Source organism: Micromonospora sp. NPDC050784, assembly GCF_044456765.1.
In the GTDB taxonomy this organism is placed as follows: domain Bacteria; phylum Actinomycetota; class Actinomycetes; order Mycobacteriales; family Micromonosporaceae; genus Micromonospora; species Micromonospora foliorum.
In genome coordinates, this window is sequence record NZ_JBITGG010000004.1 from 333,421 (window position 1) to 358,470 (window position 25,050).

The window sequence follows — 25,050 nt, forward strand, 5'->3', positions numbered from 1 at the left end:
GGAGCCGCAGTGGCAGTCACGATTCCCGACATCAGCCTGAACGACGGCACCACCATTCCGCAGCTCGGCTTCGGGGTGTTCCAGATCGAGCCGAAGGACACCGTCGCGGCGGTGACCACGGCGTTCGAGGTGGGTTACCGGCACATCGACACCGCCGAGATGTACGGCAACGAGGCCGAGGTCGGCGAGGCGGTACGCGTGTCCGGCCTCGACCGGGACTCGGTCTACGTGACCAGCAAGCTGAACAACGCCTTCCACCGCCCCGACGACGCCCGCAGGGCGTTCGACTCGACGCTGGCGGCGCTGAAGATGGACTACATCGACCTGTTCCTGATCCACTGGCCGCTGCCGACCCTGTACGACGGCGACTACGTCTCGACCTGGAAGGTGCTGGAGGAGTTCCAGCGCGACGGTCGGGCCCGCTCGATCGGCGTGTCCAACTTCCAAGTGTCGCACCTGCAGCGGCTGGCCGACGAGGCGAGCGTCGTACCGGTGGTCAACCAGATCGAGGCGCACCCGTACTTCGGCAACGATGAGGTCCGCGCCTACGGCCGTGCGCACAACATCCTCACCGAGGCGTGGTCGCCGATCGCGCAGGGCAAGGTGCTCGACGACCCGACGGTGGTCGACATCGCCGAGCAGCTCGACCGGACCCCGGCGCAGGTGGTGCTCCGCTGGCACGTGCAGCGCGGCGACATCATCTTCCCGAAGTCGACCACCCCGAAGCGGATCGAGGAGAACACCCGGATCTTCGACTTCGAGCTGGACGACGCCGCGATGGAGCGGATCACCGCACTGGACAAGGATGAGGCCGGCCGGCAGGGCCCGAACCCGGACACCTTCGCCTACGTCCCCAAGTGACCTGAGCCGCCGGCCGCCGGCGATTGATGTTCCGGTGAGCGCTATACCTCAGAGTCATAAATATGACTCTGAGGTATAGCGCTCTTCGCCGAGGTCAGGAGCCGACGCGCTCGGCGATCCGGCGGAACACCGCCTGGGTCGGCGAGTCGGGCTCGGAGACATAGACGATCAGCCGCTGCTCGGTCTCCGGTACCAGCAACACCCGGCACTCGAACTCCAACGAGCCCAGGCGGGGATGCGGCACCCGCTTGATCACCGGACGGCGTTCCTCCACCTCGTGTTCGGCCCAGAGTTGGGCGAACCGCGGCGAGGTGCCGAGCAGCTCGGTGACCAGCTCACGGATCGCCGGGTCGGCCGGGTAGCGACCGTAGGCGGCGCGCAGGTCCGCCACCGTGCTCTGCACGAACCGGCGGGTGTCCGCGTCGGTCCAGTGGCCCTCGGTCATCGGCTGCCGGAACGTCCAGCGGATCATGTTGCGCTCCGCGTCCGGCACGGCCGCGAGATCCCCCAGGAAGTACGTGGCCAGGCGGTTCCAGGCCAGCACGTGGTACGCGGCGTCGACGAGGTACGCCGGGGTCTCGGTCATGGCGTCGAGCAGGTGCCGCAGTCCGGGCGTCACCTCCCGGCTCGGGCCGACGGTCGGCGGCGGATTCTCCCCGGCGATCCGGAACAGGTACTCGCGCTCGTCCCGGCTCAACAGCAGCGCCCGGGCCATCGATGCGAGGACCTGCCGAGACGGGTGCGGCCCGCGACCCTGCTCCAGCCGGATGTAGTAGTCGATCGACATCCCGGCGAGCTGCGCGACCTCCTGCCGGCGCAGGCCCGGGGTGCGTCGGCGTTCGCCCTCGGGCAGCCCCACCTCGGCGGGGCGCAGCCGGGCGCGGCGGGTACGCAGGAACGCCGCCAGTTCGTCCCGCCGCAGCCCGCTGCTCGTCATGCCCCCAGCATGCCCCGGAGCGGGCCGGCCCGGGTGGTACCACCGGTCCCAGCCTCGGCCCGACTCTCCTCGAACGCCGTCGGCGCGGACACGCTCGACGGCATGACGAACATGATCGCCCTGATCACCGGGGCCAACAAGGGGATCGGCCTCGCCACCGCCCGGCAGCTCGGCGCCCTCGGGATGACCGTGCTGGTGGGGGCGCGGGACGCCGAGCGGGGCCGGGCCGCGGAGCGGGAGCTGCGCGACGGCGGCGCGGACGCGGTGTTCGTGCCACTCGACGTCACCGACGCCGAGTCGGTGACGGCCGCCGCGAAGCGGGTGGAGGCGGAGTACGGCCAGCTGGACGTGCTGATCAACAACGCCGGCATCGTCCTCGCCGACGGTGCGCGGGGGCTGCCCAGCGAGACGACAGTGGCGACGCTGCGCCGGCTGTACGAGACGAACGTCTTCGGGGTGGTGACGGTGACCAACGCGCTGCTGCCGCTGCTGCGCCGGGCACCGGCCGCCCGGATCGTCAACGTGTCCAGCGAGGTCGGCTCGATCGCGGTGATGACCGACCCGAACGGCGCGCTGTTCGAGTTGACCTCCGTGCCGTACCCGTCGTCGAAGGCGGCGCTGAACATGCTCACCGCGATGTACGCCAAGGAGCTGCGGGACACCACGATCAAGGTGAACGCGGCGAACCCGGGCTACTGCGCCACCGACCTGAACGGCAACAGCGGCTTCCGCACGGCCGAGCAGGGCGCCGAAGTGAGCGTGCACCTGGCGACCCTGCCGGCCGACGGGCCGAACGGGCTGCTGTGGGGCTACCAGATGGAGGCCGGCGGTGGGTACGGCGTGCTGCCCTGGTGACTGAACGCTTGACCTGGAGTGCGCTCCAGCCGGCAGGGTGACAGGTGCGCCCACCGGTAGGGCGCACGAGAGGAGACCCCCATGCGGTACCGCACGATCGGCGCTGACCCGGCGACCCGGCGCGAGGTCAGCGTGCTCAGCCTCGGTGCGATGCTCTTCGGCAGCGCCACCGACGAGGCCACCTCGTACGCGATCCTCGACCGGTACGTCGAGGCCGGTGGCACGTTCATCGACACGTCGGACAACTACGCGTTCTGGATCGACGGCGGGCAGGGCGGGCAGAGTGAGGAGCTGCTCGGCCGGTGGCGGCGCAGCCGGGGCGTCGGCCCCGAGATCGTCATCGCCACCAAGCTGGGCGCCCGACCACTGGCCCCGGGGACCAGCTACCTGGACAACGCCGAGGGTCTCTCCACCAAGGTGATCCGCGAGTCGGCGGAACGCAGCCGGGACCGGCTCGGGGTGGAGCGGCTGGACCTGCTCTACGCGCACATCGAGGACCGGACCGTACCGCTCCAGGAGACCGTGGAGGGTTTCGCCGAGCTGGTCGCCGAGGGCACTGTGGGTCTGCTGGGCGCCAGCAACCACCGGGCCTGGCGGGTGGAGCGGGCCCGTGCGTTGGCCGCCGCCGCCGGCCTGCCCGGGTACGAGGTGCTCCAGTACCACCGCAGTTACCTGCCGAACCGCACCGACCTGATCAGCGAGCTGGACCCGGACGGCGAGCCGGGCGGCGTCAGCGGTGACCTGCTCAGCTATCTGCGTGCCGAGCCGGAGCTGACCCTGGTGGCCTACTCGCCGCTGCTCAAGGGGGCGTTCACCCGGGCGGACAAGCCGCTCAGCTCGGCGTACGACCTGCCGAGCGCACCCCGGCGACTCGCCGCGCTGCGGGAGGTGGCCGGGCAGAGCGGCGCGACGGTGAACCAGGTGGTGCTCGCCTGGTTGCTGGGCGGTGAGCTGCCGTCCATTCCGCTGGTGGGCGCCTCGTCCGTGGCGCAACTGGAGGAGAGCCTGGCAGCGGTCGACCTGGAGTTGACCGCCGAGCAACGGCACCGCCTCGACACCACCTGGTGACCTGTCACCGGCCGCCCCGCCGACCTCAGCTTGCGGTCGGTGGGGCGGTCAGGTCGAGCTGCCAGTCGTTTGCGCGCATCATCTTCCCCGGCGGGTATTCGAAGCCGGTCTCGCCGAGCAGCGTGAACCCGGCCTTGCGGCACACCGCGTTCGAGGCGGGGTTGTCGACCGAGGGATAGGCGTGGGCGTAGTGCCGGTCCCGTCGGGCGCGAGCGACGTCCACCACCGCGCGCACCGCCGCCGTGGCCAGGCCCTGCCCCCGGTACGCGGGCAGCACCGCCCAGCCCAGCTCGTACACCGGCTGCTCGCGCCACTCGCGAGCCCAGTAGCCGACGCTGCCCGCCCGTGCCCCGTCCGGCAGCACCAGCGTGAACATGCAGCCCTGCTCGGTGCCCGAGAAGTGCACGTACCGGTCGTGCCGGGCGAGCACCTGCTCGTCGGTCTCCGGGCCACCGGTGTGCTTGCGGGTGTCCGGTGAGTTGAGCTGCCGCAGCAGGTCGAGGTCGTCCTCGTGCCACGGCTCGATGCGTACCTGTGCCATTCCGCTCCCCTGTTCGTCGACCCCAGTCAAGCCGATGCCACCGACATTCCGCCTCGAAACCGCGCCCGCTAGGTCGGATCTAGCGGGCGCCGGTCGTGACCTCGCGCCTTCAGGATGGAGGGGGGGTGGCCATGACACCGTTGCGGATCGCCGTGATCGTCGGCAGCACCCGGGAGGGGCGGGTCGGCGACCGCCTCGCCCACTGGTTCGTCGAGCAGACCGCGCGGCACGACGAGCTGGCGGTGACGGTCGTTGACCTGACCGAGTACGACTTCCCGGCCACCTATCCCGCCGAGCCGACCGCGTCCATCCGGGCGTTCGTCCGCGAGGTGGGCCGGGCGGATGCGTTCGTCGTGGTCACCCCCGAGTACAACCACAGCTTCCCGGCACCCCTGAAACAAGCCATCGACTACGCGTACGACGAGTGGCAGGCCAAACCGGTCGGCTTCGTGTCGTACGGCTGTCGGTCCACCGGCCAGCACGCGGTCGACCAGCTCCGAACGGTCTTCACCGCACTGCACGCGATGACGGTGCGCGACGTCGTCGGAATCGACCTGCTCGCCGGCGAGCCGACCGCCCAGTGCACCGACGAGCTGCAACGCGACGTCGGCGTCCTGCTCGACCAGCTGTGCTGGTGGGGCCTGGCACTGCGCGACGGCCGGGCCGCTCGACCCTACGTCTCCTGAAAACGCCCACCACGAAAGGTAAGGATCATGAGTAGACGCACCACCGGTCTGGCCATCGAGGCCGAAGGTCTCACCCGCTCGTTCGGGGACACCCGGGCGCTGGCCGGCGTCGACCTCCAGGTGCCCGCCGGCACCGTCTACGGCCTGCTCGGCCCGAACGGCGCGGGCAAGACCACCGCGGTCCGGGTGCTCGCCACGTTGCTGCGACCCGACGGCGGCTCGGCCCAGGTCTTCGGGCACGACGTGGTCACCGAGGCCGACAAGGTCCGTTCCCGGGTCAGCCTCACCGGCCAGTACGCCTCCGTCGACGAGGACCTGACCGGCACGGAGAACCTGGTGCTCCTCGCCCGCCTGCTCGGCCTGCGCAAGGCGGCCGCTCGGGAGCGCGCGGCGGCCCTGTTGGCCGCGTTCGGTCTGACCGAGGCGAGCGACCGCCAGGTGAAGAAGTACTCGGGTGGGATGCGGCGACGCATCGACATCGCCGCCAGCATCCTGAACACCCCGGACCTGCTCTTCCTCGACGAGCCGACGACCGGTCTCGACCCGCGCAGCCGCAACCAGGTGTGGGAGATCGTCCGGGCGGTGGTGTCGCACGGCACGACGGTGCTGCTGACCACCCAGTACCTCGACGAGGCCGACCAGCTCGCCGGGCGGATCGCGGTCGTCGACCACGGCCGGGTGATCGCGGAGGGCACCCCGGGTGAGTTGAAGTCGTCGATCGGCTCCGGCACCGTCCACCTGCGACTGCGCGACCCCGCACAGCGCCCCGAGGCGGAACGGGTGCTCCGGGAGGCGCTCGACGTGCCGGTGCAGCTCGCCGCCGATCCGGCGGCGCTGACCGCCCGCGTCGGTGAGGCCGGCACCGACCTCGACGCCAGTGCCCAGGCCGCTCGCGTGCTCAGCGACCTGGCCCGCGCCGGCATCGTGGTCGACAACTTCTCCCTCGGCCAGCCGAGCCTGGACGAGGTCTTCCTGGCCCTGACCGACCACCCCGCCGTGCCGACCGACGAGCGCGACGACGAGCTGGAGGCAGCCCGATGAGCGACACCACGACAACCACGACCGAGCGGGCGCCGTCCGTCTACGTCCCGTCCGCCGAGGCGCTGGCGACCGTGCTCGCGCCCGGTGCCCGACCGCCCCGGCCGAGCGCGCTGGGCGCGTCGCTCACCTTCGGCTGGCGGGCCATGCTGAAGATCAAGCACGTGCCGGAGCAGCTGTTCGACGTGACCGCGTTCCCGATCATCATGGTGCTGATGTTCACGTATCTGTTCGGTGGCGCCCTCGCCGGCAGCCCGCGCGACTACCTGCAGTTCTTCCTGCCCGGCATCATGGTGACCAGCGTCGTCATGATCACCATGTACACCGGCGTCGGCCTCAACACCGACATCGAGAAGGGCATCTTCGACCGGTTCCGGACGCTGCCCGTCTGGCGCCCGGCCGCCCTGGTCGGCATGATCTTCGGCGACGTGCTGCGCTACATCCTCGCCGCCGTGGTGATCCTGGGCCTCGGGCTGGTGCTCGGGTTCCGCCCCGAGGGCGGGGTTGTCGGGGTCGTCACCGGGATCGGGCTGCTGGTGGTCTTCTCGTTCGCGTTCTCCTGGGTGTGGACGTTCTTCGGGCTGATCCTGCGCAGCGAGAAGTCGGTGATGGGGGTCAGCATGATGGTGCTGTTCCCGCTGACGTTCCTGAGCAACGTCTTCGTCGAGCCGAGCACCATGCCGGGCTGGCTCCAGGCGTTCGTGAAGGTCAACCCGGTGACGCAGCTGGTGGCCGCCATCCGGGGAGCGATGAGCGGCGAGTCGGACCCGTCGGCCACGATGTGGCTGCTGCTCTGGAGCGCCGGCTTCGTCCTCGTCTTCGGCACCCTGACCATGTACAAGTACAACCGCCGCTAACCCCCACCCACCTCCGCGATCTTGCACTTACTGTCCCGACAAGGGTGGCAAATCCACCTGAATCGACGACCGAAAGTGCAAGATCGCGGAGGGCTGGGGTGGGCTGGGGTGGGTTAGAGCCGCCAGGGCAGGGGGTTGGGGGGTAGGTAACGGCAGGTGGTGCCGGTGGAGACGGCGTCGCGCAGGTGGCTGGCCAGTGCCGGGTGTCGGTCGTCGAGCTTGCGGAGCGTGTCGCGGATTCGCGCGGTCACCGTCTTGCGGGCCCGCTCGGCCTCGTCGCCGAGGCGGCGGCTCCGGCCAGCCAGCCCCGCCGCGGCACGCAGCTCGTCGAGCAACGCAACCCGCTCGGCGTCCAGCTTGGACACCTTCCGCTCGTCGTGGCGTGTGGCGGCCCGGTCGATCTCCTCGTCGAGGCGGGCCAGGTGCCGCCGGTAGCGGGCCTTCGCCTCGTCGTCGAGGACCGGGTCGGCGCCCATCCGGCGGGCGGCGACCAGTTCCGGCCCGGCCGCCGGGTCGAGCAACTCGACCGCCGGCACGTCGCTGCCCGGGCGGCTGAGCAGCAGATGCAGATCGTGCAGGCCCTTGGCGTCGGGCAGGTGCACCACGACACCGTCGTACGCGAGCTGCCAGACCGGCCCGTCGCGCCGAAACTCGTACCCCTCGACGGCAACCGCGACCGGCGCGGCCTGGCCGGGCGCGACACTCTGGCCCGATGCGACGGCCTGGCCCGATGCGACGGCCTGGCCCGATGCGACGGCCTGGGCCGACCCAAGACCCTGGCCCGACCCAGCAGCCTGGACCGATGCGACGGCCTGGGCTGGAAGTTCGGCGTCGAGGGCTGTCGGGACGGCGAGCCGGTGGAGCACCTGCGTCATGCCGAGAGCGGTCGCCTCCTGGACGGCGGCGGCGCGCAGCGCGGCCGACGTCGCGGCGTCGCCCGGCTGGCCTCGGCCGGCGAGGGCGTTCGTGAGGCCGGTGCGGGCGAGCAGGGACCAGGGTCGGGAGTCCAGCCGGTCGGCGGAGTCCCGAGCGGCGGTGAAGCCGGCGATGGCGTCGTCCCAGCGTTCCTGGGCGGCGTCGATCAGCGCCAGCCAGTGGTCGACGGGGCCACTGATATCACAGCCGAAGAGCCCAACCGTCCACTCTCCACGGTGTGGGGCGAGGGCGGCCCGCGCGGCGTCGCAGCGTTGTGGGTCGGCGGACGCGGCGGCGACCTGCGCACGTAGCCGGAGCCAGAGCGGTGACACCGGACGCGGGTACCGGATGGCGGCGGCCTCGATGCTGGCGGTCAGCCGGATCGCCGTCTCGCCGTCTCCCCGCTCGGCCGCGGTGATCGCCCGCAGCAACTCCCGGTAGGGGTAGTCGATCGGGGCCAGCCCGTCCACCAGCGCGGCGGCCTCGTCGAGCCGGCCTTGGAGCAGCAGTCGGGACCAGCGAAGGTGGTGGCCCATGAACCCGAACTCGATGTGGCCCGGGTCGGTCTGGTCGGTGAGGACGGCGAACCGCTCGTCGGCCGTGGCGAAGTCACCCTGGAACGCCGCGATGATCCCGCTGTCGACGGCCGCGGCCATCCGGTGCCGGGCGAAGTCGTCCTGCCGTTCGGCGTCGACGAAGGTGGTCAACTCCTCGGCGAAACGAGGGTCGCCCAGCTCCAGCAACGCCACCCAGCGCAGCGAGGTGGCCCACAGCTCGGTCTCCCGGTCGCCCGTCCGACGGGCCACGTCCCGGATCTCGGCGGTGAGCGCGGCCCGGGTGGCGGCGGTGCCGAGCCCCCAGGTCGTGTCGTGGCGGGCCCAGAGGCTGAAGGTGAGCGCCTCGTCGTCCTGCCCTCGACGGGCGATCGTCTCGCTGGCGGTGATCAGGTCCGCGACGAGGGCGCCGACCGTCGCGGTGGCGTCCGGTTCGCCGAGCAACCGGCGGTACGCCTCGCGCACCAACTCCGCCGCCTCGACCGACTGGGCGGTCTCCACCTGGCGGGAGCGGTTCACGGTCAGCGCGACCCGGGCCAGCAACACCGGGTCGTCGAGTGAACGGGCCAGCCTGGCGGCCTCGGCCAGCAGTCGCGTGACCTCTTCCCGGCGGGCGTGGTGATAGTGCGACTCGGCGAACTCGACCAGGATCCGCACTCGTTGTGCCGGGTCTTCGACGACCTCGAGGGCTCGGCGGAAGTGCACCGCCGCCTCGTCGCCGGCCAGCCGGGCGAACGCGTCCCTACCGGCGGCGACCAGCAGCGTGGCCACCCGGGCCCGGTCGAGCGCGGGGCCGGCCAGGTACGCGTGCCGGGCGAGGTCGGCCGGGATCAGCCGGTCGGTGAGCTCCCGCAGGTCGTCGACCGCCCGGACGACAGCGCCGTGCCGGGCCCGCCGGTCGTCGTCGGTCAGCCCGTCGTAGAGGGTCTCGCGGACCAGGTCGTGGGCGAAGGCGAAGCGGCCACCGCCCCGGGCGACCACCAGTCGGGCGGTCACCGCCCGGTCGAGCAGCCGGTCGACCTGCGCCGCCGGGGCGGCCGCGCAGGCCGCGAGGACCTGACGGTGGAACTCGCGCCCCAGCACGGCCGCGACGGTGAGCGCCTCGACCACGGCGGCGGGTAGTTGGGCCAGGCGGCGGCGCACCGCCTCCCGTACGCCGGGTGCGATCGTGCCGACCGCGTCGTCGGCGTGCCAGAGTCGCGCGGTCTGCTCGACGAAGAACGGGTTGCCGCCGGTGCGCCGGTGCACCTCGTCGACCAGGCCGGCCTCGGGCTCCCGGCCGGCGGTCCGGGCCATCAGTGCGGCCACCTCGTCGCGGGTGAAACCGGTGAGCGTGATCGTGGTGGCCTTCGCGACCAGCGGCATCAGCAACGGGCGCAACGGGTGCTCGCCCGACTCGACCTCGGCGTCGCGGTAGGTGCCGATCAACAGGAGCCGCTCGAACCAGGTGTGCTGCGCGGCGAAGCTCAGCAACCGCAGTGAGGCCGGGTCGGCCCAATGCAGGTCGTCGAGGACAACCACGACCGGCCGGTGCTGGGAGACGGCGACCATTGCGGCGGTCACCGCGTCGTACAGCGCGAACGCCTCCTGGTCGGCGGCGTCCGGGCCCGGGTCGACGCCGGACCAACTGACGAGGCGGCCGGCCTGCTCGCCGCTGACGCCGGACTGGCCGAGCAGGGCCGCGAGCGCCGGGTCAGCGGACTGCCGCGCCACCGCCCAGTCGTCGGCGGAACGCCGCAGGCCGCGCAGCACCTGCACCCACGGCCAGTAGCCGGGGGCGCTGTCGGAATCCCAGCAGGCGGCCCCGAGCACCAGCGCGCCGCGCTGCCGGGCCTCCCGGGCCGCCGACGTGACGAGGGTCGTCTTGCCGATGCCCGGCTCGCCGGTGACCAGGACGAGACCGCCGTGGCTGGTGGTGGCGCGATCCAACTCGGCGCGCAGCAGGCCTGCGGGGTGATCCCGCCCGATGATGGCGTCGCCGAGCGCGTCCATGGTCCCCAGACCGTACTGGAACCGTCCGACGCTGAGCGTCGAGATTTGACAGTGCCATAGCTAGCGGTTATCTATTAGCGGTCGATTCGAGGGGTGTGCCGGGGTGCAGGACGTGGTGCTGGCCATGCTGGCCAAGGAGCCGGCGCACGGGTACGAGCTGCGCAGCCGGATGCGGAACGCGCTCGGCCCGCTCGGCGAGGCGATGAACGCGGGGCAGGTCTACGTGACGCTGGCCCGGTTGGCGAAGGCCGGTCTGGTGACCTCAGAGCGGGCCGACGGCCTGCCGGACCGGCCCGACCGAAGGGTCTACGCGTTGACCCCGGCCGGGCAGCAGCGTGTCGCTGGCTGGTTGACCGAGGTGAGCTGGCCGAAGCCGGACCTCACGGAGTTTCACCTGAAGCTGGTGGCCGCCGCGGCTGCCCGGTTGGCCGATCCGGTGGCGTTGGTGGACGCGCAACGGCGTGAGGTGTTGCGCCGTCTGCGCGACGCGCAACGGGCGGCGTTGGAGCGGTCGGTGGATCCGGTTGCCGGGTTGCTGTTGGAGGGCGTCGTGTTGCGGTTGCGGGCTGATCTGGAGTGGCTGGAGGCGTGCGAACGCATGTGGTCCGAGCGTGGTCGAGCGGGACGGAAGGCGGGGGCATGACCGGGTCGATGGCGGTGCGGACGCGTGGGCTGAGCAGGTGGTACGGCTGGGACAGTGCGCTGGTACGCGCGGTCGACGAGGTCGACTTGGACGTGCCCGCCGGCCAGACGCTGGCGATCATGGGGCCGAGTGGCTGCGGCAAGTCCACCCTGCTGCACCTGCTGGGCGGGCTGCAACGCCCCACCGACGGCGAGGTGTGGCTGGCCGACCGGCGGATCGACACGATGAGCGAGCGGGCCCTCGCCCGGCTACGGCGCGACGCCATAGGTCTCGTCTTCCAGTCCTTCCATCTCATGGACGAACTCACCGCGGTGGAGAACGTCGAGATGGCCGCCCTGCTGGCAGGATGGTCGCCGGGTCGTGCTCGGCGGCGCGCCCTGCACCTGCTCGACCAGGTCGGGCTGGCCGACCGCGCCACACACCTGCCCTCGGCCCTGTCCGGCGGCCAGCGCCAACGCGTCGCCATCGCCCGCGCGTTGAGCAACGAGCCGCAGGTCGTTCTGGCCGACGAGCCGACCGGCAATCTGGACAGCGCCGCCACCCTGGAGGTGCTGCGGCTGTTCGAGGAGTTGCGCAACACCGGGCAGACCCTCGTGGTGGTCACGCACGACGCCCGCATCGCGGCGGTCGCCGACCGGGTGATCTCGATGCGGGACGGCGCGTTCGCCGACGACAGCCTGCTCGTCGGCGAACATGGCGGGGTGCGCTGAGGTGGCGGGCCGCCTGCTGCTCATATGGCGGCTGCTCGTGCGGGACCTGCGGCGACACCGGACCGAAACCCTGCTACTGCTGCTCGCGATCACCGCGGCGACCGCGACGCTGACCCTCGGGCTCACCCTCCACGAACTCGTCGCCCGCCCGTACGAGCAGACCCGGGCCGCCACCGCAGGCCCGGACTTGGTGGTGCAGGCGGGACAGCCCGGACCGCATTCCCTGGACGCGCTCGCGCCACTGACTACCCTGCCGGGCGTCACCAACCACAGTGGGCCGTACCCATTGGCCTTCCTGGCGCTGACCGCCGGTGACACGACCGCACGGGTCGTCGTCGAGGGCCGCGACGGTACGCCGGCTGCGGTCGACCGACCGGCGGTGACCGACGGCACCTGGATACGCCCCGGCGGCGTGGTCGTCGAACGCACCTTCGCCGACGCCCTCGGCGTACACGTCGGCGACACGGTAAGCGTCGCCGGCCACCCGCTGGGCGTGACCGGGTTCGCGGTCACCGCCGCCAGGCCCGCATACCCGCGCGCCGGGTGGCACCTGCCGGGCAGCATCCTGACCGAGGGCGGCGGCCTGGTCTGGGTCGAGCGGGGCGACATCGCCACCCTCGCTGGCGAGCAGCCGCTGTCGTACACCGTGAACCTGAGACTGGCCGACCCGCAGGCCGGTGCCGCGGTGATCGATCCGTCGGGCGGAGATGCCCGCTTCCGCGGCTGGCGATTCAGCACCGGGCAGGAGATCGCCGACACCAACGGCAGGCTGAATGCGCCAGCACAGCAGGCCCTGATGATCGGCAGCTGGTTGCTGACCGCCCTCGCGGTGGTCGGCGTCGCCGGCATCGTCGCGGGCCGGGCCATCGGCCAACGCCGTCGGGTGGGGCTACTCAAGGCCGTCGGCGCCGGGCCCGCCATGATCGCCGCCGTCCACCTCGCCGAATACCTCGTGATCGCGCTCGCCGCCGCCGGCACCGGCCTGGCCGTCGGTTGGCTCGCCGCGCCCCCACTGTTCCGCCCGACCGCCGGGCTCCTCGGCTCCGTCGGCATGCACCCACCACCGCTGCGAATGGTGGCCGCGGCCACCGCGCTCGCCCTGACGATCGCCGTCGCGGCGACCCTGGCGCCGGTGCTACGCGCCGCCGCCACCGACACCACTCATGCGCTGGCCGATGCCGCCGTGCCGCCGCGCCGCCGACGCTGGGTCATCTCGCTGTCCCGTCGACTGCCCATCGCCCTGCTGATCGGGGTACGCATCAACGCACGTCGGCCCCGCCGGGCCTGGCTCGTCACGGTGAACACCCTGATCACCACGACCGCGCTCGCCGCCGCGCTCATGGCTCTGGCGCAGGAGCGCAGCCCGGTGGATCTCGGCTACTCGAAGTTGCCGGACGCCCGTGACGAGCGAACCACCCAAGCCATGATCCTCGTCGTCTGCGTGGTGTGTTTCCTGGCGCTACTCAACACGGTCGTGAGCACCTGGACAGCGGTCCTCTCCACCCGGCACCCGCTGGCGGTCACCCGGGTGCTCGGCGCGACCCCCGCCCAGGCCGGCGTGGGCTTGGCCGTGGCGCAGCTCCTGCCCGCGATACCTGGCGTCGCCGCTGGACTACTTCTCGGCATCTTGACCTTCTTCGCCGGCGACGACAACCAGCACGCCCCCGCCTCCTGGATGCTCACTGCGGGGCTCGGCGTCCCGCTCGCCGTCGTCGCGCTCACCGCCATCCCGGCCGTGGCAGCCGCACGCCGCCCGGTCGCGGACACCCTTCAGGCCGGGGTGCGCTGACGTGGCGGGCCGCCTGCTGCTCATCTGCCGACTGCTGACCCGAGGGCTGCGTCGGCACCGGACCGAGAACGTGCTGCTGCTGGTCGCGATCACCGCCGCGACCGCGACGCTGACCCTCGGCCTCACCCTCAACGAACTCGTCACACGCCCGTACGAGCGGACCCGGGTCGCCACAGCGGGCCCGGACCTGGTGGTGGAGCCGGGCTTCCCCGGGCCGCAGGCCCTGGACGCGCTCGCCCGGCTGACGACCATGCCCGGCATCACCGACCACGGCGGGCCGTACCCGGTGGCCTTCCTGGCGTTGACCGCCCGCGACACGACGGTCCGGGTCGTCGTCGAGGGCCGCGACGGCACGCCCGCTGCCGTCGACCGACCAGCGGTGACCGACGGGACCTGGGTACGCCCCGGCGGCGTGGTCGTCGAGCGGACCTTCGCCGACGCCCTCGGCATGCACGTCGGTGACATGGTCAGCGTCGACGGCCACCCGCTGCACGTGGTCGGGTTCGCGGTCACCGCCGCCAGGCCGGTGTACCCGCAGGTTCGGTGGCACCTACCGGGCTCGAATCTGGTGGAGAAGGGCGGCCTGGTCTGGGTCGATCATCGTGACATCGCCACCCTCGCCGGGAAACAGCCGCTGTCGTACACCTTGAACCTCACGCTGGCCGACCGAGAAGCCGGCGCCAGGGTCGTCGACCCGTCGGGCAGCGATCTCCGCTTCCGCGGCTGGATCTTTCGGACGGCGCGCGATATCGCCGAAAGCAGCGGTCGACAGAATGGGCAGGCGGAGACGGCCCTGGTGGTCGGCAGTTGGTTGCTGACCGGCCTCGCGGTGGTCGGCGTCGCCGGCATCGTCGCGGGCCGGGTCATCGCCCGGCGACGCCGGGTGGGGCTACTCAAGGCCGTCGGCGCCGGGCCCGGCGTGATAGCCGCCGTCCACCTGGCCGAATACGTCGTGATCGGGCTGGCCGCTGCCGGGGCCGGCCTGGCCATCGGTTGGTTCACCGCGCCTCTGCTGTTCCGCCCCAGCGCCGGATTTGTCGGCTCCGTCGGCGTGTACCCGCCGTTGCGCGTGGTGGTCACCGCCACCGCGTTCGCCCTCGCGATCGCCGTCGCGGCGACCCTGGGGCCGGTGTTACGCGCCGCGGCCAGCAGCACCGTCCAGGCGTTGGCCGACGCCCCCACGCCACCACGTCGTCGGCGGTGGACGATCTGGCTGTCGCGCCGGCTGCCCACTGCCCTGCTGATCGGGGTGCGTATCAACGCGCGCCGGCCACACCGCGCCCGGCTCGTCACGGTGAACACCCTGATCAGCACGGCCGCGCTCGCCGCCGTCCTCACGATCCTGGCGCAGGACGACGATCCACTGAATCTGGGCTACTCCGAACTTCCCGACCCCCGCAACGAGCGAACCCTCCAGGCCATGCTCATCGTCGCCGGCGTGGCCTGCTTCCTGGCGCTGCTCAACACCATCGTGAGCACCTGGACCGCGGTCCTCGACACCCAGCACCCGCTGGCGGTCGCCCGCGCACTGGGCGCGACCCCCGCCCAGGCTGGCATGGGGCTGGCCGTGGCGCAGCTACTCCCCGCCGTACCCGGCGTCGCAGCCGGGATCCCCTTCGGCATCGGGTTGTACCTCTTCTTCGACGGGGAGCGATACCCGCCCGCCTCCTGGACGGTCACCGCGGCATGCGGACTCCTTTTCGCGGTCGCCGCGGTCACCGCCATCCCCGCGCTGGTCGCCGCACGCCGCCCGGTCGCGGACGCCCTCCGATCCGCAGGCCCCTGACCACTGCTGACGAGCGGTCACCACATGACAGCGAGGCCCTTTGGAGCTGATAACGCCAACGAGTCAATCCCATCATTCCCTAAACTTCCCATACGTGGGTAGGATAGGGAGTGATGACGGAAGAAATGTACTCGGTTGAGCAGGTGGCCGAACGGCTCAACCTGCACGTACGCACCGTGCGCGGCTACATCCGCTCGGGCCGGCTCCGGGCCGTGCGGATCGGCAAGCAGTACCGGATCGCCGCCAGCGACCTCGACGCCCTCACCGGGCAGGCCCCGGCCGCCGCTCCCCTGACTGGTCAGGCGGAGGTGTCGAGCATCGTCCAGATCGACGGCGTTGACCGGGCCGCCGCCGACCGGCTCGGCACGCTCGTGCTCACCAGCGCCAACACCGCCCACGACCAGGCCCACCCGCTGCGGGTGCAGACGGTGCACGACGAGGAACGCCACCGCACGAAGATCATCATCCTGGGTGACCCCGCCGCCACCGCCGAACTGCTGCACCTGCTCGACGCCGTCCTCAACGCCGACAATGGCCTGCTCAACCGGGAGGTTCGCGATGTCTGACGAGATCCAGGAACGCGCCGGAGTGCCGGTGCTGGTCTGCGACCCGTTGGGGCCGCCGGTGGCCACCGAGCAGGACGCGCTGGACCTGATCGGCGCGGCGTTCCTCGGCGCCCAGGTGGTGGCCGTGCCGGCCAACCGGCTCGACGAGCGCTTCTTCTCGTTGGGCACCCGCTTCGCCGGCGACGTGATGCAGAAGTTCGTCAACTACCGGGTGCGACTGGCCATCGTCGGCGACATCTCGACCCATCTGGCGGACAGCTCGGCACTGCGCGCACTGGTGCACGAGTCGAACCAGGGCGGGCAGATCTGGTTCGTCCCCGACCTCGACGCGCTGGACGCCCGCCTACGCGCCGCCCGATAGCCACCTCACCGCTCGGGCACGACCGCCATCTCCACCGCGTCCGGCTCCACGCCCCTGACCCGAGCCTGCTCGGCCGCCCAGCGCAGGTAGGCCAGCCACTCCTCGGACGACCAGCCGTTGCGCCGGCCGACACCCGCCTCGGCGGGGAGTTGGCTGGCCACGACACGGTCGAGGATCAGGGGCTGCACCCCGCCCGTCCCACGCCGGTAGCCGACGAAGTAGAGGACCTTCGTGCACAGGCCCGGCCCCAACCAGGGCAGACGGGCGTGGTCGGGGTCGCGGAGGCGGCGGTACGCCGTACGCAGCGCGTCCTCGTCGGGCGCTGGCGTGGCCACCTCCTCCAGCGCGTACGCCAGGCGTTTGCCGTTCGGATCGGCGTCGAGCGACCTGGCGGCGCGCCACGGGCCGTACCCGATGGGGCCGTAAGCCCAGACCAGCGCGGCCGTCAGTAGGTGCCGTGGGCTCGCGGACCCCGCCCGGTACGCGTCGGCCACCGCGAAGACGTCGCGCCGCCAGAGCTCGCCGGTCACAGGAAGGCCCTCGGGCCACGCGTCTGGTGGTAGCCCCGCCCGCCAGCGGTCGACGTTCACGGTGACCGGGGTCCGCTCGCCCGGTAACACCACACCCTCGGTCGTCTGCATGGTCGCCTCCCACAGATCGCGCGCTCGCGAAACTCAGCGGTTCGGACGCTATGGTCGGGCGCTTCCACACACCGCCCGTCGACGGCAAATCGCGGTATTGGCTGCATGGGCGCCTGCCTTCCGGGCAGCCAGCAATCGGCGGGATCGAGAACGTCGCCTGGTTGACCTACGGTGCTCCCGTGCTTCCCCGAAACGTGAAGATCCTCGATCAGGTCCGCGCCGAGGCGCTGCGCCGCGGCATCCCCGCCGCCGACGTGGCGCGCTGGCTCGGGCTCGCCCGCCCGTCTGCCCTCCTGACACAGGGAGGTGACGGGCCGGTCGTGGGCGCCATCCGTGGGCCCGTGATGCTCCCGGCCGACGCCGAGGACCCCAAGTTTCCCTTGATCGCCACCATCGACTGCGCTGCTCTTCCGGCAGACGTGACCGACCTTCCGCTACCGTCCGACGGCCAGTTGCTGTTGTTCGGCTGGCCCGAGGAAGACGGCTACGGCGAAGTGATGTACGTGCCGGCGGGCGTGGCCGTCGACGAGCGAGAGCAGCATCCGCCGGGCTTCTCGCCGGACGACGAGGAGTGTGCCGAGGTCTACGCGGAGATCCCGCAGGGCGATCTGCACCTCACGGTCGACATCTCTCTGCCCTACGTCAAGACGATCCCGGGGCCCCCGTGGTCTCCGCCGCTGCCGGGAGATCCCCCGTTCGAAGAGATGACCAAGGTGTGGCAGGACGTCCTGGGCAACGTGTCGGACGGCATGTTCTCCTTCGGAGGCTGGACAACGCCGCTGCTGTTGGGCGGCTACGGCACTGACTGCAACGGCTTCAACCCCGCGTGGTTGGGCGCCAACCCCTCGGGCTGGTCCGGCTCCGACGGGCCGGTGCGCGGTGGTGGGCCGCCCGACCATGGTGACTGGGTTCTGCTGGCCGAGTTCCACGGCGGCAGACAGGGCGGCGCGACCATCCACTGGGTGATCCAGCGTGCCGACCTGGAGGATCGACGCTTCGACCAGGCCAGGGTTCTCGTCTACTGGAATCCGTGAGACCACTCGCTCCCGGAGCGTCGACCGGGCCGATCGCTGCCAGACAGTGGACCGAGCCGGTCGGGACGGCATTGGAGCTGACGGGGGCTCAGGACTAGCCGCACAGTGACCGGGTACGCGCGGTCCATGGGTAGCCACAAGCAGAACAAACACGACAGCGGCGGCGAGTCGGCACGAGGCCGGCGACACCCGGGCAGCGGCGCTCCGGGCCGCCAGGGCTCGCCCGTGGAGCACTCGCCCGACCAACGGCACCGCCGTACCGCGACCGGCCCGGCCGGCACTGAACGCGACCTGGGCCGGGCCAAGGTCTCGGGCGACGGGCGGATCCAGCGCCAAGGCGGCTCCTGAGCCGACCACTCAGCCGGTGCAGCGGCTCGCGCGTTCGCAGGGCGGCTGCACCGGCTGACCGGTTTCTACGGCGTGGCGCAGATCGCGTACGCCGTGTCGGACCAGTTCCCGGCGAACGCGTCCTCCTCGTACGCGCCGGACGCGGCGGACGTCGGGGCGGTCGCGGGGCCGCCGTTGGGGCGGAAGTCGTCCACGATGCCCTCGCCGGTCACCCCGTTCAGCTCGTAGCCGGCGCCGGTCAGCACCTTCCCGACCGGGCAGGTCGCCGTGACGCTGCGGAAGTCGAGGGAGGTGCTGGCCCCCACGGCCGAGGTGCGCACCAGGCCCGCGAGGGGGTTGGCGCAGATCGCGTACGCGGTCGCGGACCAGTTCAGGGCCGTGGCGTCCGACTCGTACGCGCCGACGGTGACCGCGGTCGGAGCCGTGGCGACGCCGCCGTTGGGCCGGAAGTCGTCGACGACACCTTCACCGGTCACGCCGTTCAGTTCGTAGCCCGTGCCAGTGAGCACCTTCCCGACCGGGCAGGTCGCCGTGACGCTGCGGAAGTCGGTCGAGTTGCTGACGCTGACCGCGGAGACCCGGACCAGGCCGGGCAGCGGGTTGGCGCAGATCGCGTACGCCGTCACCGACCAGTTCCCCGCGAACGCCTCGGTCTCGTAGGCGCCGACGGTTACCGCCGTCGGTGCCGTGGCGACGCCACCGTTTGGGCGCAGGTCGTCGACGACACCTTCACCGGTCACGCCGTTCAGTTCGTAGCCGGTGCCGGTGAGCACCTTCCCGACCGGGCAGGTCGCCGTGACGCTGTGAAAGTCGGCCGAGTTGCTGACGCTGGTCGCGGCGACCCGCACCAGACCGGGGACCGCGGCGGATGCCGGGCTCGCCGGGGCGAGCACCGCTCCGGCCGCGACAAGACCGAGCACGAGTACGGACGCTCGGGCGCGGAGCCGCCGACTTTTGTTCTGAGTACGCATGGGTTTCTCCCGTCTGAGGCCGGACGGGGCGGCAGGTGCGACGCCGACGTCGAGGCCGTTCGTGATGACTGGTTCACGCTAGGTAATCCCCTGACCAGGCATTATCTCCAAGCCGACTACGTCGCGTAACGGACTGGACCCCTCGTCACCGTCACTGGACTGACGGACGATGCCCAGACATCGATGCCTGTGCATACCATTCGGCTATGTCCGCTCGCCGCGTCACCGCCACCATCGCTCTCGCCGCGCTGGCGAGCCTGCTCGCCGTCAACGCAGCCCGCGCCGACGGCCCGGCGATCAGCACCCCCGGCGCACCCACCGTGGTGGCCAACGAGCCACATCAGCTCACGCTCAGCTGGGCGCCCTCCGCCTGGGTCGAACCCGGCGCGGAGCAACCGATCAACTACGAGATACAGGCGCCGCTGGGGCCCAACACGTACCGCTTCCTCGGCTCGACCACCGACACCACGATCACGCTGACCGACCTCGCGCCCGGCACGACGTACCGGATCGCTGTTGCCGCCCGGGCGCTCGGCGGCTACTCCGACACCTCGCCCACCACCACCGTGCGCACCGCAGCCGGCCGCGCGACGGTCAGCTACCTCAACCTGGACTGGTCCCCCACGAACAACCAGATCCAGTACCTCCTCAAGGTGACAAACACCGGCACCGGGCCACTCGACCTGAGCACGGTGCGGGTGCGCTACCACCTGCGCTTCGATGGCGCCAACACCTCGCTGGTGCCGAACTGCGACTGGGCCGTGCTGGGTTGTGACCGAATCCGGCAGACCGTGCAGTTCTTCGTCCCGCCAGGCGCGCCCTCGGCGCTGACGACGCCAGCGCCGCCGGGCCCTCCGCCGGGTACGCCTGTTCCAGGCTGGGTCGAGCTGACCTTCACCGACGGCACGCTCGCGCCGGGCCAGTCGACCGGGCCGATCCAGCTACGGCACCACCGGCACAGCTGGAGCGACATCGACGAACGCGACGACCCGAGCTGGCTCGCGGCAACCGGGCAGTGGACCGCGAACGACCGGATCACGCTGGACGTCGACGGGGTACGCGAGTTCGGCGACACCTACTCCTGACCCCGCCTGGGCGGACGTCGCAACACCGTCAGGCGAGCAGCCGCTTTATCGCTTCGCTCCGGTGGTGGGCCAGCGCTTCCTTGTCCGGTCGGTCGTCCACCGGCGGGAGCGAAAGTCGCTGCCCGTCCAGCTTGGCGTAGTGATCAAACCCGGCCGCCACATGGACCCGGTAAGACCCGTCGATCCACAGATAACCTCGATCGAAGAGATTGTGCAGATCAGCGCGAAGCAGCAGGCCGTTCGTGACGCGATTCGTGGCGGGTCCGTCATACGGAGAGATGTGCGCCGCCTGCAGTACGGCCTCGACGTCGCAGCCAGTGATTGCGCACCGACCGTTGTACGCCGCAAGTAGCCGAAGGCGGAAGTCTGCCTGACCCTGCCGCGCGGTGACCTGCGCGAGGCGGCGCCGCCGGCCCTCGGGCAGGCCCTCCGGCTCGGGGGCTCGAACATCGGCCAGAACCTTGCTGAGCTTGTCGGTCTCGCCTTGCCGCAGTGCGCGCACCCGCTGGACCTGCACCTCGAGCACGTCCGACGCGGCAACGACTGTCGATAGCAGCGAGCGGGTCAATCCAAGGTCCCAGCGGATCTCTAGCGTCCAGTAGGTGTTGCCCTCGTCCACTCGTTGGCACGGATCCGACCAGGCGACGCCGGCAGCGACGAGACGTTGGTGAGGTGCCGTGGCGTAGATCCATATCTGGTCCCCAGCCTTGATCTGGTGGAAACAGGAGGAGAGGTGCCACTCCGCGACATCGCCCTCGCGGATGCCACGGAAGGTCTCGATGACTCCTGGATCATCCCCCCATGCCGCACTCCGCTCGTTGGCCGGGTAGATCCACCCGGCAGGGCGGGTAGCGCGACCCAGGACGTGGTCGACCAGTGAGTAACTGTGACCGGCACCCTGCATCGTCCGCACGGCGAGCAGTGGCGTAGTCAGGTCACGCACCGCAGCGGCGAAACGCTCGTCCGCGAGTGCGGCGATCAGCTCGTCGTGCCAGCCGATGACCCGGACCTGATCCACACCCGCGTCCTCGTAGTCGCAATCCTCGAGAGTCAGCCCGGGAAAATCTTTTTCGAAGGAGCGACGCTTGGGCCAGTATCGATCCAGGACTGACCGCGGTACGATCACAAAGCCCTCGACCATCCCGTCCTTCGCCGGCCTGGTGGGCTCGTGTAGGACGAAGGTCTCCATCGTCTTCATGGAGACAGCCGAGAGCCGGCGCGGATTCGATGTTGTCTTCGGTAGACAGGAAAGAGTCCAGTACTCCCGCTCCGTAGCGGACGCGTCGGGGACGGCCACCTTCAGGTAAGCACGATTCGCAGCCACAACAGCCGAGTAGAACGGGCCGGCCACCAAGCGCTCGAACTGGCTCTTGCCACCATGCTCGTCAGACATGCCACGACTCCTCATCGACCAAGGCTGACGGCTCGCAACTTGCGCGTGGCCGAGGGAGCCTGATGCTAATGAGTTCTGAGACTCGCCACCGCCCCGCCGACTCCGGCATTCGCGGAACGGACCAATCACCCGACCAGCAGCGGCCAAGGTGGACAGTGCTGGCAGACCGGCCGGCCGGGGAGTGAAGCCGGCTGGCGGCAGCGGCCGTCGCCTTGGGCCCGATACGGTCTGCGACATGACGACAGGCTGCAAAGCAGGAGAAAGCGGCGACTGATGCAAAGAGTTCCGCCAATCGAGGTGGCCGGCCGAATTATCGACGATCCCCTGAGTCCATTCATCGCCTACTGCCGGCAGAATGGCGGCACCATCCGCAACTACGACTGGCTCGCTGGCACGAGTTCAACCTTGACACCCCAGCTGATCAAAGCGACTCGATCACCATGGATGGGCAGTCGGATCAGCCGTGAGCAGGAGCTGCACCTCCTCCGCCTAAGCGAGACCGCCCCCTGGTCGGATATCGCCGTCGACGCGCACCTGAAAGACGCCGACCCGCTCGGCGTCGATGATCTGTACGTCCGCGCGGTACGTCTCTACCAACACTTCTCCCACCCTCGGGTGAGAGGCATCGCCGTGGCCAAGGTGAGCAAGTCGCTGTATCTCATGCGTCCGGCGCTGTTCCCCATCCTCGACAGTCGCCTGCTGGGGCTCTATCGACAGTCAGCCGAGCGGGCGCGTCGGGACCTCGGATGGTTGCCTGAGAGCCAGACTTCGCCGCGGCGGGCCTACTGGGCGGCATACCGGCGGGACCTGGTCCAGGCCAGCGACAAGCTAACGGTGCTTCGTCAGGTCGCCAACCAACACCCGGATCAGCTCGTCGCCGAGGCAGCCAACCGCCTCACCGACGTACGCATCATCGATGTTCTCGCGTGGTCCCTCGACCAGCCCCGGTTCGCGTAGGAGCGCTCACCCATCACTGGCGACACCCTCGGACAGGTGGACCCGCGCGGCGGGGATGCCCAGGGTACGCAGACGTGGCCGCGCGGCGGCCACCATCGTGGGTGGTCCGCAGACGTATATCTCCTGGTCAGGGCGATGATGACGGAGGGCGATGGTCAGGGCGTCGCCCCGCTCGGCCGGCTCGGCGCAGGGGTCGTTGGAGAGGGCCGGCACGATGGTCAGCCAGTCGTGGGCGCATTGCAGCTTGTCGAGGGCGATCGCGTCGTACAGGTCGGTGAAGGTGCGCGCGCCGACGATCAGCGTCACCCGCCGGCCGTCTGGTGCGGCGGCGACCTGTTCGACCAGGGCGCGCAGCGGCGCCAGGCCGGTGCCACCGGCGATGAGCAGCAGATCGTTCGTGCTCGCCGGGTCGAGGCTCAGCCCGGTGTCGCCGGGTGGGCCGAGCCAGAGCAGCTCGCCGGGGCGTACCTCATGGACTAGGCGGTGGGAGACGGTGCCGGCGAGTACGGCGCGGACGTGCACCTCGACGGTGCCGTCCGCGCGTGGGGCCTTGGCCGGTGAGAGCCAGCGCCAGTGCCCAGGCAGGCGCGGCGTGCAGACCGGCAGTGCCTGACCTGGCTGGAAGGGCAGTCGCCGCCAGGGACGTACCGTCAGGATGGCGATGTCGGGCGACGGCCGGTCGTGGCCGATCACCTGGACGTGCCACCAGGCCCGGCCGTTGCCTGCCTGCGCGGCGGCGCGGCGGATGGCGTGCGTGGCGCGGTACAGGGCGCGCTCGGCGGCGATGGTGAGCTGCGGCGTCCATAGTGGGCGCGCGTGGCGGGCCACCGTCGCGAGCAGCGCGTCGCCGATGGTGGTGGAGTGCGGGAGTAGGTCGAGATGACGGTACGCGCGGCCGAGCACCAGGAGCAGCGCCGCCCGGTTCGCCGGGTCGCCGCCGCCGACCAGGAGGCGGCCCAGCGCGGTGAAGAACAGCGGCGCATCGCGGTGTGGGAGCAGCCCGGGTCGGCGGTCTTCGAGGGTGCACCAGAAGTCGCCGGCGGCCTGCACGTCGACCGATTCCCAGGCGGCGGCCAGGCTCGCGCGGGCCTGGTGGTCGTCGTGCACGGTGGGCATGCGGGCTCCAAGTCGTTGATTCATGGGCTGGCACCGGGGCGGGCGGGACGGAGCTGCGCCGTTGAGGGCCGGCGCAGTTCCGCGACAAGGCATCGCCCCGGGCCATGCGTCGACTGTCGCGGCTGACCAGGCACGACGGCATGTCACGGTGATCGTTGGCGGCATGCGCGATGGGTATGCGCTCGACGTTGCGACGGTCGAATCGGGCAGACTGCGGGCATGACGGAACGTCCGGTGCTGTATCTGGTCGTCTGCGCCGCGGGTCCGGCGGAACACGTCGACGAGTTGGTCGACCTCCTGATCGCCGACGGGTGGCAGGTGTGCATGATCGTCAGCCCCACGGCGGCGACATGGCTCGACCGGGCGGCGTTGCAAGACAAGACCGGCTATCTCGTACGGGTGGAGTGGCGGATGCCCGGCGACCCGGAGCCGCACCCGCCGGCTGATGTGGTGGTGGCCGCGCCGGTCACGTTCAACACGGTGACGAAGTGGGCGTTGGGCATCAACGACACGCTGGCGCTCGGCGTCCTCAACGAGTCGCTGGGGGCCGGGTTGCCGATCATCGCGTTTCCGCACGTCAAGGCGGAGCTGGGGGCCCACCCGGCTTATGCCAGCCACCTGAAGGTGCTGCGGGCTGCCGGCGTGGTGGTGGCTGATGAGAAGCCGCTGAACCCGATGAACGGGCCGGGACGTTGGGGCGTGGTCGTCGAGGCGCTGCTGGCGGCGGTCGGCTTGAACAACAACGTCACCGACGTTGAATCCCACGGGCGCCCCTCGAACTCGCCCCACACGACTGGCCCCTAACCGCAGCCTCGCCCGACGCCCAGAGCAAAGGCACGCTTCGACATTCTCGACGGGGCGTATGGAGATCGATCCGCGCTGAAGGTTGGAGGCCGGAGCCGTTCCGGCTTGGGGCAGTCACTCACTCACCGCTCGGTTATTCACCGTCGTTCGCGTCACGTGGCTTCGGGACCTGCCGGTTGAAGCGCGGCTTGAGGGCGACGACCAGCGCTTCCTTCGTACCCTCCGGGTTGTCGGTCTCCTGCCAGCGGACCTCGCACCGACTCAGCCAGTCGGCGACGCCGGAGGCCGACGCCGCGTTGTCCGGGGTGTCGAGGAGCTGGCCGACCTGGTCGTGCAGCACCGACGAGTCGCGGTTGCCGGTCAGGTGCTGCCGGAGGCGATCCCTCAGACCCCGCCTGGTCCGGCCGACGTAGATGACCACGCCGCCGTCGAGGACCACGTGCACGCCGGGGCCGCGGGGAGCGTCGGCGACGGTCTCCATGGTGTATGGACGGGGAGCCGTGAAGCCGGCCAGCAAGTCGTCGTGCGAGGTGTCGGGCATC

The 25,050-nt window shown here is 71.0% G+C and carries 25 protein-coding genes; 17 read left to right on the forward strand and 8 right to left on the reverse strand.

All coding sequences use genetic code 11. The annotated features are described in order from the left end of the window. Positions 1-9: 9 nt before the first annotated feature. Complete coding sequence (locus ACIBD9_RS07920) at positions 10-861, forward strand: aldo/keto reductase (RefSeq protein ID WP_396715570.1); 852 nt, start codon at positions 10-12, stop codon at positions 859-861. 94 nt (positions 862-955) lie between these two features. Here the strand turns inward: ACIBD9_RS07920 and ACIBD9_RS07925 are convergent, their stop codons facing one another. Beyond that, positions 956-1,798 carry a helix-turn-helix transcriptional regulator gene (locus tag ACIBD9_RS07925; RefSeq protein WP_396715572.1) on the reverse strand — a complete coding sequence of 281 codons (843 nt, stop codon included), beginning with the start codon at positions 1,796-1,798 and terminating at the stop codon, positions 956-958. A gap of 102 nt (positions 1,799-1,900) precedes the next feature. On the opposite strand from ACIBD9_RS07925, the gene ACIBD9_RS07930 reads away from it, so the two are divergent. Continuing rightward, a complete protein-coding gene (locus tag ACIBD9_RS07930) occupies positions 1,901-2,653 on the forward strand; it encodes an SDR family oxidoreductase (protein ID WP_396715574.1) in 753 nt (250 codons plus the stop codon). 81 nt (positions 2,654-2,734) lie between these two features. Continuing rightward, positions 2,735-3,721: an aldo/keto reductase gene (locus ACIBD9_RS07935; protein WP_396715576.1), complete on the forward strand. Its 987-nt coding sequence runs from the start codon at positions 2,735-2,737 to the stop codon at positions 3,719-3,721. A 25-nt stretch (positions 3,722-3,746) separates the two neighbouring features. Here ACIBD9_RS07935 and ACIBD9_RS07940 read toward each other — a convergent pair whose 3' ends face one another. Continuing rightward, a complete protein-coding gene (locus ACIBD9_RS07940) occupies positions 3,747-4,262 on the reverse strand; it encodes a GNAT family N-acetyltransferase (protein WP_396715578.1) in 516 nt (171 codons plus the stop codon). A 131-nt stretch (positions 4,263-4,393) separates the two neighbouring features. On the opposite strand from ACIBD9_RS07940, the gene ACIBD9_RS07945 reads away from it, so the two are divergent. From ACIBD9_RS07945 to ACIBD9_RS07955, 3 genes are read left to right on the forward strand one after another with little or no spacing between them, the layout of a single operon-like run. Continuing rightward, a complete protein-coding gene (locus ACIBD9_RS07945) occupies positions 4,394-4,948 on the forward strand; it encodes an NADPH-dependent FMN reductase (protein ID WP_396715684.1) in 555 nt (184 codons plus the stop codon). Between the two features lie 27 nt (positions 4,949-4,975). Further along, positions 4,976-5,989 (forward strand): ATP-binding cassette domain-containing protein, encoded by a 1,014-nt coding sequence (locus ACIBD9_RS07950; protein WP_396715580.1) that lies wholly within the window; start codon positions 4,976-4,978, stop codon positions 5,987-5,989. Next, entirely contained in the window at positions 5,986-6,843 is an 858-nt protein-coding gene (locus ACIBD9_RS07955) for an ABC transporter permease (RefSeq protein WP_396715582.1), read from the forward strand. Before ACIBD9_RS07950 ends, ACIBD9_RS07955 begins: the two co-directional genes overlap by 4 nt. Before the next feature lie 113 nt (positions 6,844-6,956). On the opposite strand, the gene ACIBD9_RS07960 is transcribed toward ACIBD9_RS07955, so the two are convergent. After that, entirely contained in the window at positions 6,957-10,304 is a 3,348-nt protein-coding gene (locus ACIBD9_RS07960) for an ATP-binding protein (RefSeq protein ID WP_396715584.1), read from the reverse strand. Between the two features lie 103 nt (positions 10,305-10,407). Between ACIBD9_RS07960 and ACIBD9_RS07965 the strand changes: the two genes are divergently transcribed. From ACIBD9_RS07965 to ACIBD9_RS07990, 6 genes are all read left to right on the forward strand, one after another. Beyond that, the gene (locus tag ACIBD9_RS07965; RefSeq protein ID WP_396715586.1) at positions 10,408-10,947 is read left to right on the forward strand and encodes a PadR family transcriptional regulator; all 540 of its coding nucleotides are present in this window, start codon (positions 10,408-10,410) and stop codon (positions 10,945-10,947) included. Further along, positions 10,944-11,657: an ABC transporter ATP-binding protein gene (locus ACIBD9_RS07970; RefSeq protein WP_396715588.1), complete on the forward strand. Its 714-nt coding sequence runs from the start codon at positions 10,944-10,946 to the stop codon at positions 11,655-11,657. The genes ACIBD9_RS07965 and ACIBD9_RS07970 overlap by 4 nt, the downstream gene beginning before the upstream one ends. Before the next feature lies 1 nt (position 11,658). Continuing rightward, a complete protein-coding gene (locus ACIBD9_RS07975) occupies positions 11,659-13,446 on the forward strand; it encodes an FtsX-like permease family protein (RefSeq protein ID WP_396715590.1) in 1,788 nt (595 codons plus the stop codon). A gap of 1 nt (position 13,447) precedes the next feature. Continuing rightward, positions 13,448-15,232, forward strand: a complete 1,785-nt coding sequence (locus ACIBD9_RS07980) for an FtsX-like permease family protein (protein WP_396715592.1) — start codon at positions 13,448-13,450, stop codon at positions 15,230-15,232. A 113-nt stretch (positions 15,233-15,345) separates the two neighbouring features. Beyond that, positions 15,346-15,798, forward strand: a complete 453-nt coding sequence (locus tag ACIBD9_RS07985; protein WP_396715594.1) for a helix-turn-helix domain-containing protein — start codon at positions 15,346-15,348, stop codon at positions 15,796-15,798. Continuing rightward, positions 15,791-16,159, forward strand: a complete 369-nt coding sequence (locus ACIBD9_RS07990; protein ID WP_396715596.1) for a DUF4180 domain-containing protein — start codon at positions 15,791-15,793, stop codon at positions 16,157-16,159. The genes ACIBD9_RS07985 and ACIBD9_RS07990 overlap by 8 nt, the downstream gene beginning before the upstream one ends. A gap of 5 nt (positions 16,160-16,164) precedes the next feature. Here ACIBD9_RS07990 and ACIBD9_RS07995 read toward each other — a convergent pair whose 3' ends face one another. Further along, entirely contained in the window at positions 16,165-16,800 is a 636-nt protein-coding gene (locus tag ACIBD9_RS07995; protein ID WP_396715598.1) for a hypothetical protein, read from the reverse strand. Between the two features lie 50 nt (positions 16,801-16,850). Here ACIBD9_RS07995 and ACIBD9_RS08000 point away from each other — a divergent pair, with 50 nt between their 5' ends. After that, entirely contained in the window at positions 16,851-17,834 is a 984-nt protein-coding gene (locus ACIBD9_RS08000; RefSeq protein ID WP_396715600.1) for a hypothetical protein, read from the forward strand. A gap of 126 nt (positions 17,835-17,960) precedes the next feature. Beyond that, positions 17,961-18,182, forward strand: a complete 222-nt coding sequence (locus ACIBD9_RS08005) for a hypothetical protein (protein ID WP_387167433.1) — start codon at positions 17,961-17,963, stop codon at positions 18,180-18,182. A 65-nt stretch (positions 18,183-18,247) separates the two neighbouring features. Here the strand turns inward: ACIBD9_RS08005 and ACIBD9_RS08010 are convergent, their stop codons facing one another. Beyond that, positions 18,248-19,102, reverse strand: coding sequence for a hypothetical protein (locus tag ACIBD9_RS08010; protein ID WP_396715602.1), 855 nt, complete (start codon positions 19,100-19,102; stop codon positions 18,248-18,250). A 257-nt stretch (positions 19,103-19,359) separates the two neighbouring features. Between ACIBD9_RS08010 and ACIBD9_RS08015 the strand changes: the two genes are divergently transcribed. After that, complete coding sequence (locus tag ACIBD9_RS08015) at positions 19,360-20,238, forward strand: fibronectin type III domain-containing protein (protein ID WP_396715604.1); 879 nt, start codon at positions 19,360-19,362, stop codon at positions 20,236-20,238. Positions 20,239-20,266: 28 nt separating this feature from the next. Here the strand turns inward: ACIBD9_RS08015 and ACIBD9_RS08020 are convergent, their stop codons facing one another. Further along, positions 20,267-21,631, reverse strand: coding sequence for an HNH endonuclease (locus tag ACIBD9_RS08020; protein WP_396715606.1), 1,365 nt, complete (start codon positions 21,629-21,631; stop codon positions 20,267-20,269). A gap of 297 nt (positions 21,632-21,928) precedes the next feature. Between ACIBD9_RS08020 and ACIBD9_RS08025 the strand changes: the two genes are divergently transcribed. Next, entirely contained in the window at positions 21,929-22,588 is a 660-nt protein-coding gene (locus tag ACIBD9_RS08025) for a DUF6308 family protein (RefSeq protein WP_396715608.1), read from the forward strand. 6 nt (positions 22,589-22,594) lie between these two features. Here ACIBD9_RS08025 and ACIBD9_RS08030 read toward each other — a convergent pair whose 3' ends face one another. Then, positions 22,595-23,704: an FAD-binding oxidoreductase gene (locus ACIBD9_RS08030; protein ID WP_396715610.1), complete on the reverse strand. Its 1,110-nt coding sequence runs from the start codon at positions 23,702-23,704 to the stop codon at positions 22,595-22,597. Positions 23,705-23,923: 219 nt separating this feature from the next. On the opposite strand from ACIBD9_RS08030, the gene ACIBD9_RS08035 reads away from it, so the two are divergent. Further along, positions 23,924-24,508, forward strand: a complete 585-nt coding sequence (locus ACIBD9_RS08035; protein ID WP_396715612.1) for a flavoprotein — start codon at positions 23,924-23,926, stop codon at positions 24,506-24,508. 133 nt (positions 24,509-24,641) lie between these two features. On the opposite strand, the gene ACIBD9_RS08040 is transcribed toward ACIBD9_RS08035, so the two are convergent. After that, positions 24,642-25,049, reverse strand: coding sequence for a GIY-YIG nuclease family protein (locus ACIBD9_RS08040; RefSeq protein ID WP_396715614.1), 408 nt, complete (start codon positions 25,047-25,049; stop codon positions 24,642-24,644). Position 25,050: the final 1 nt, after the last annotated feature.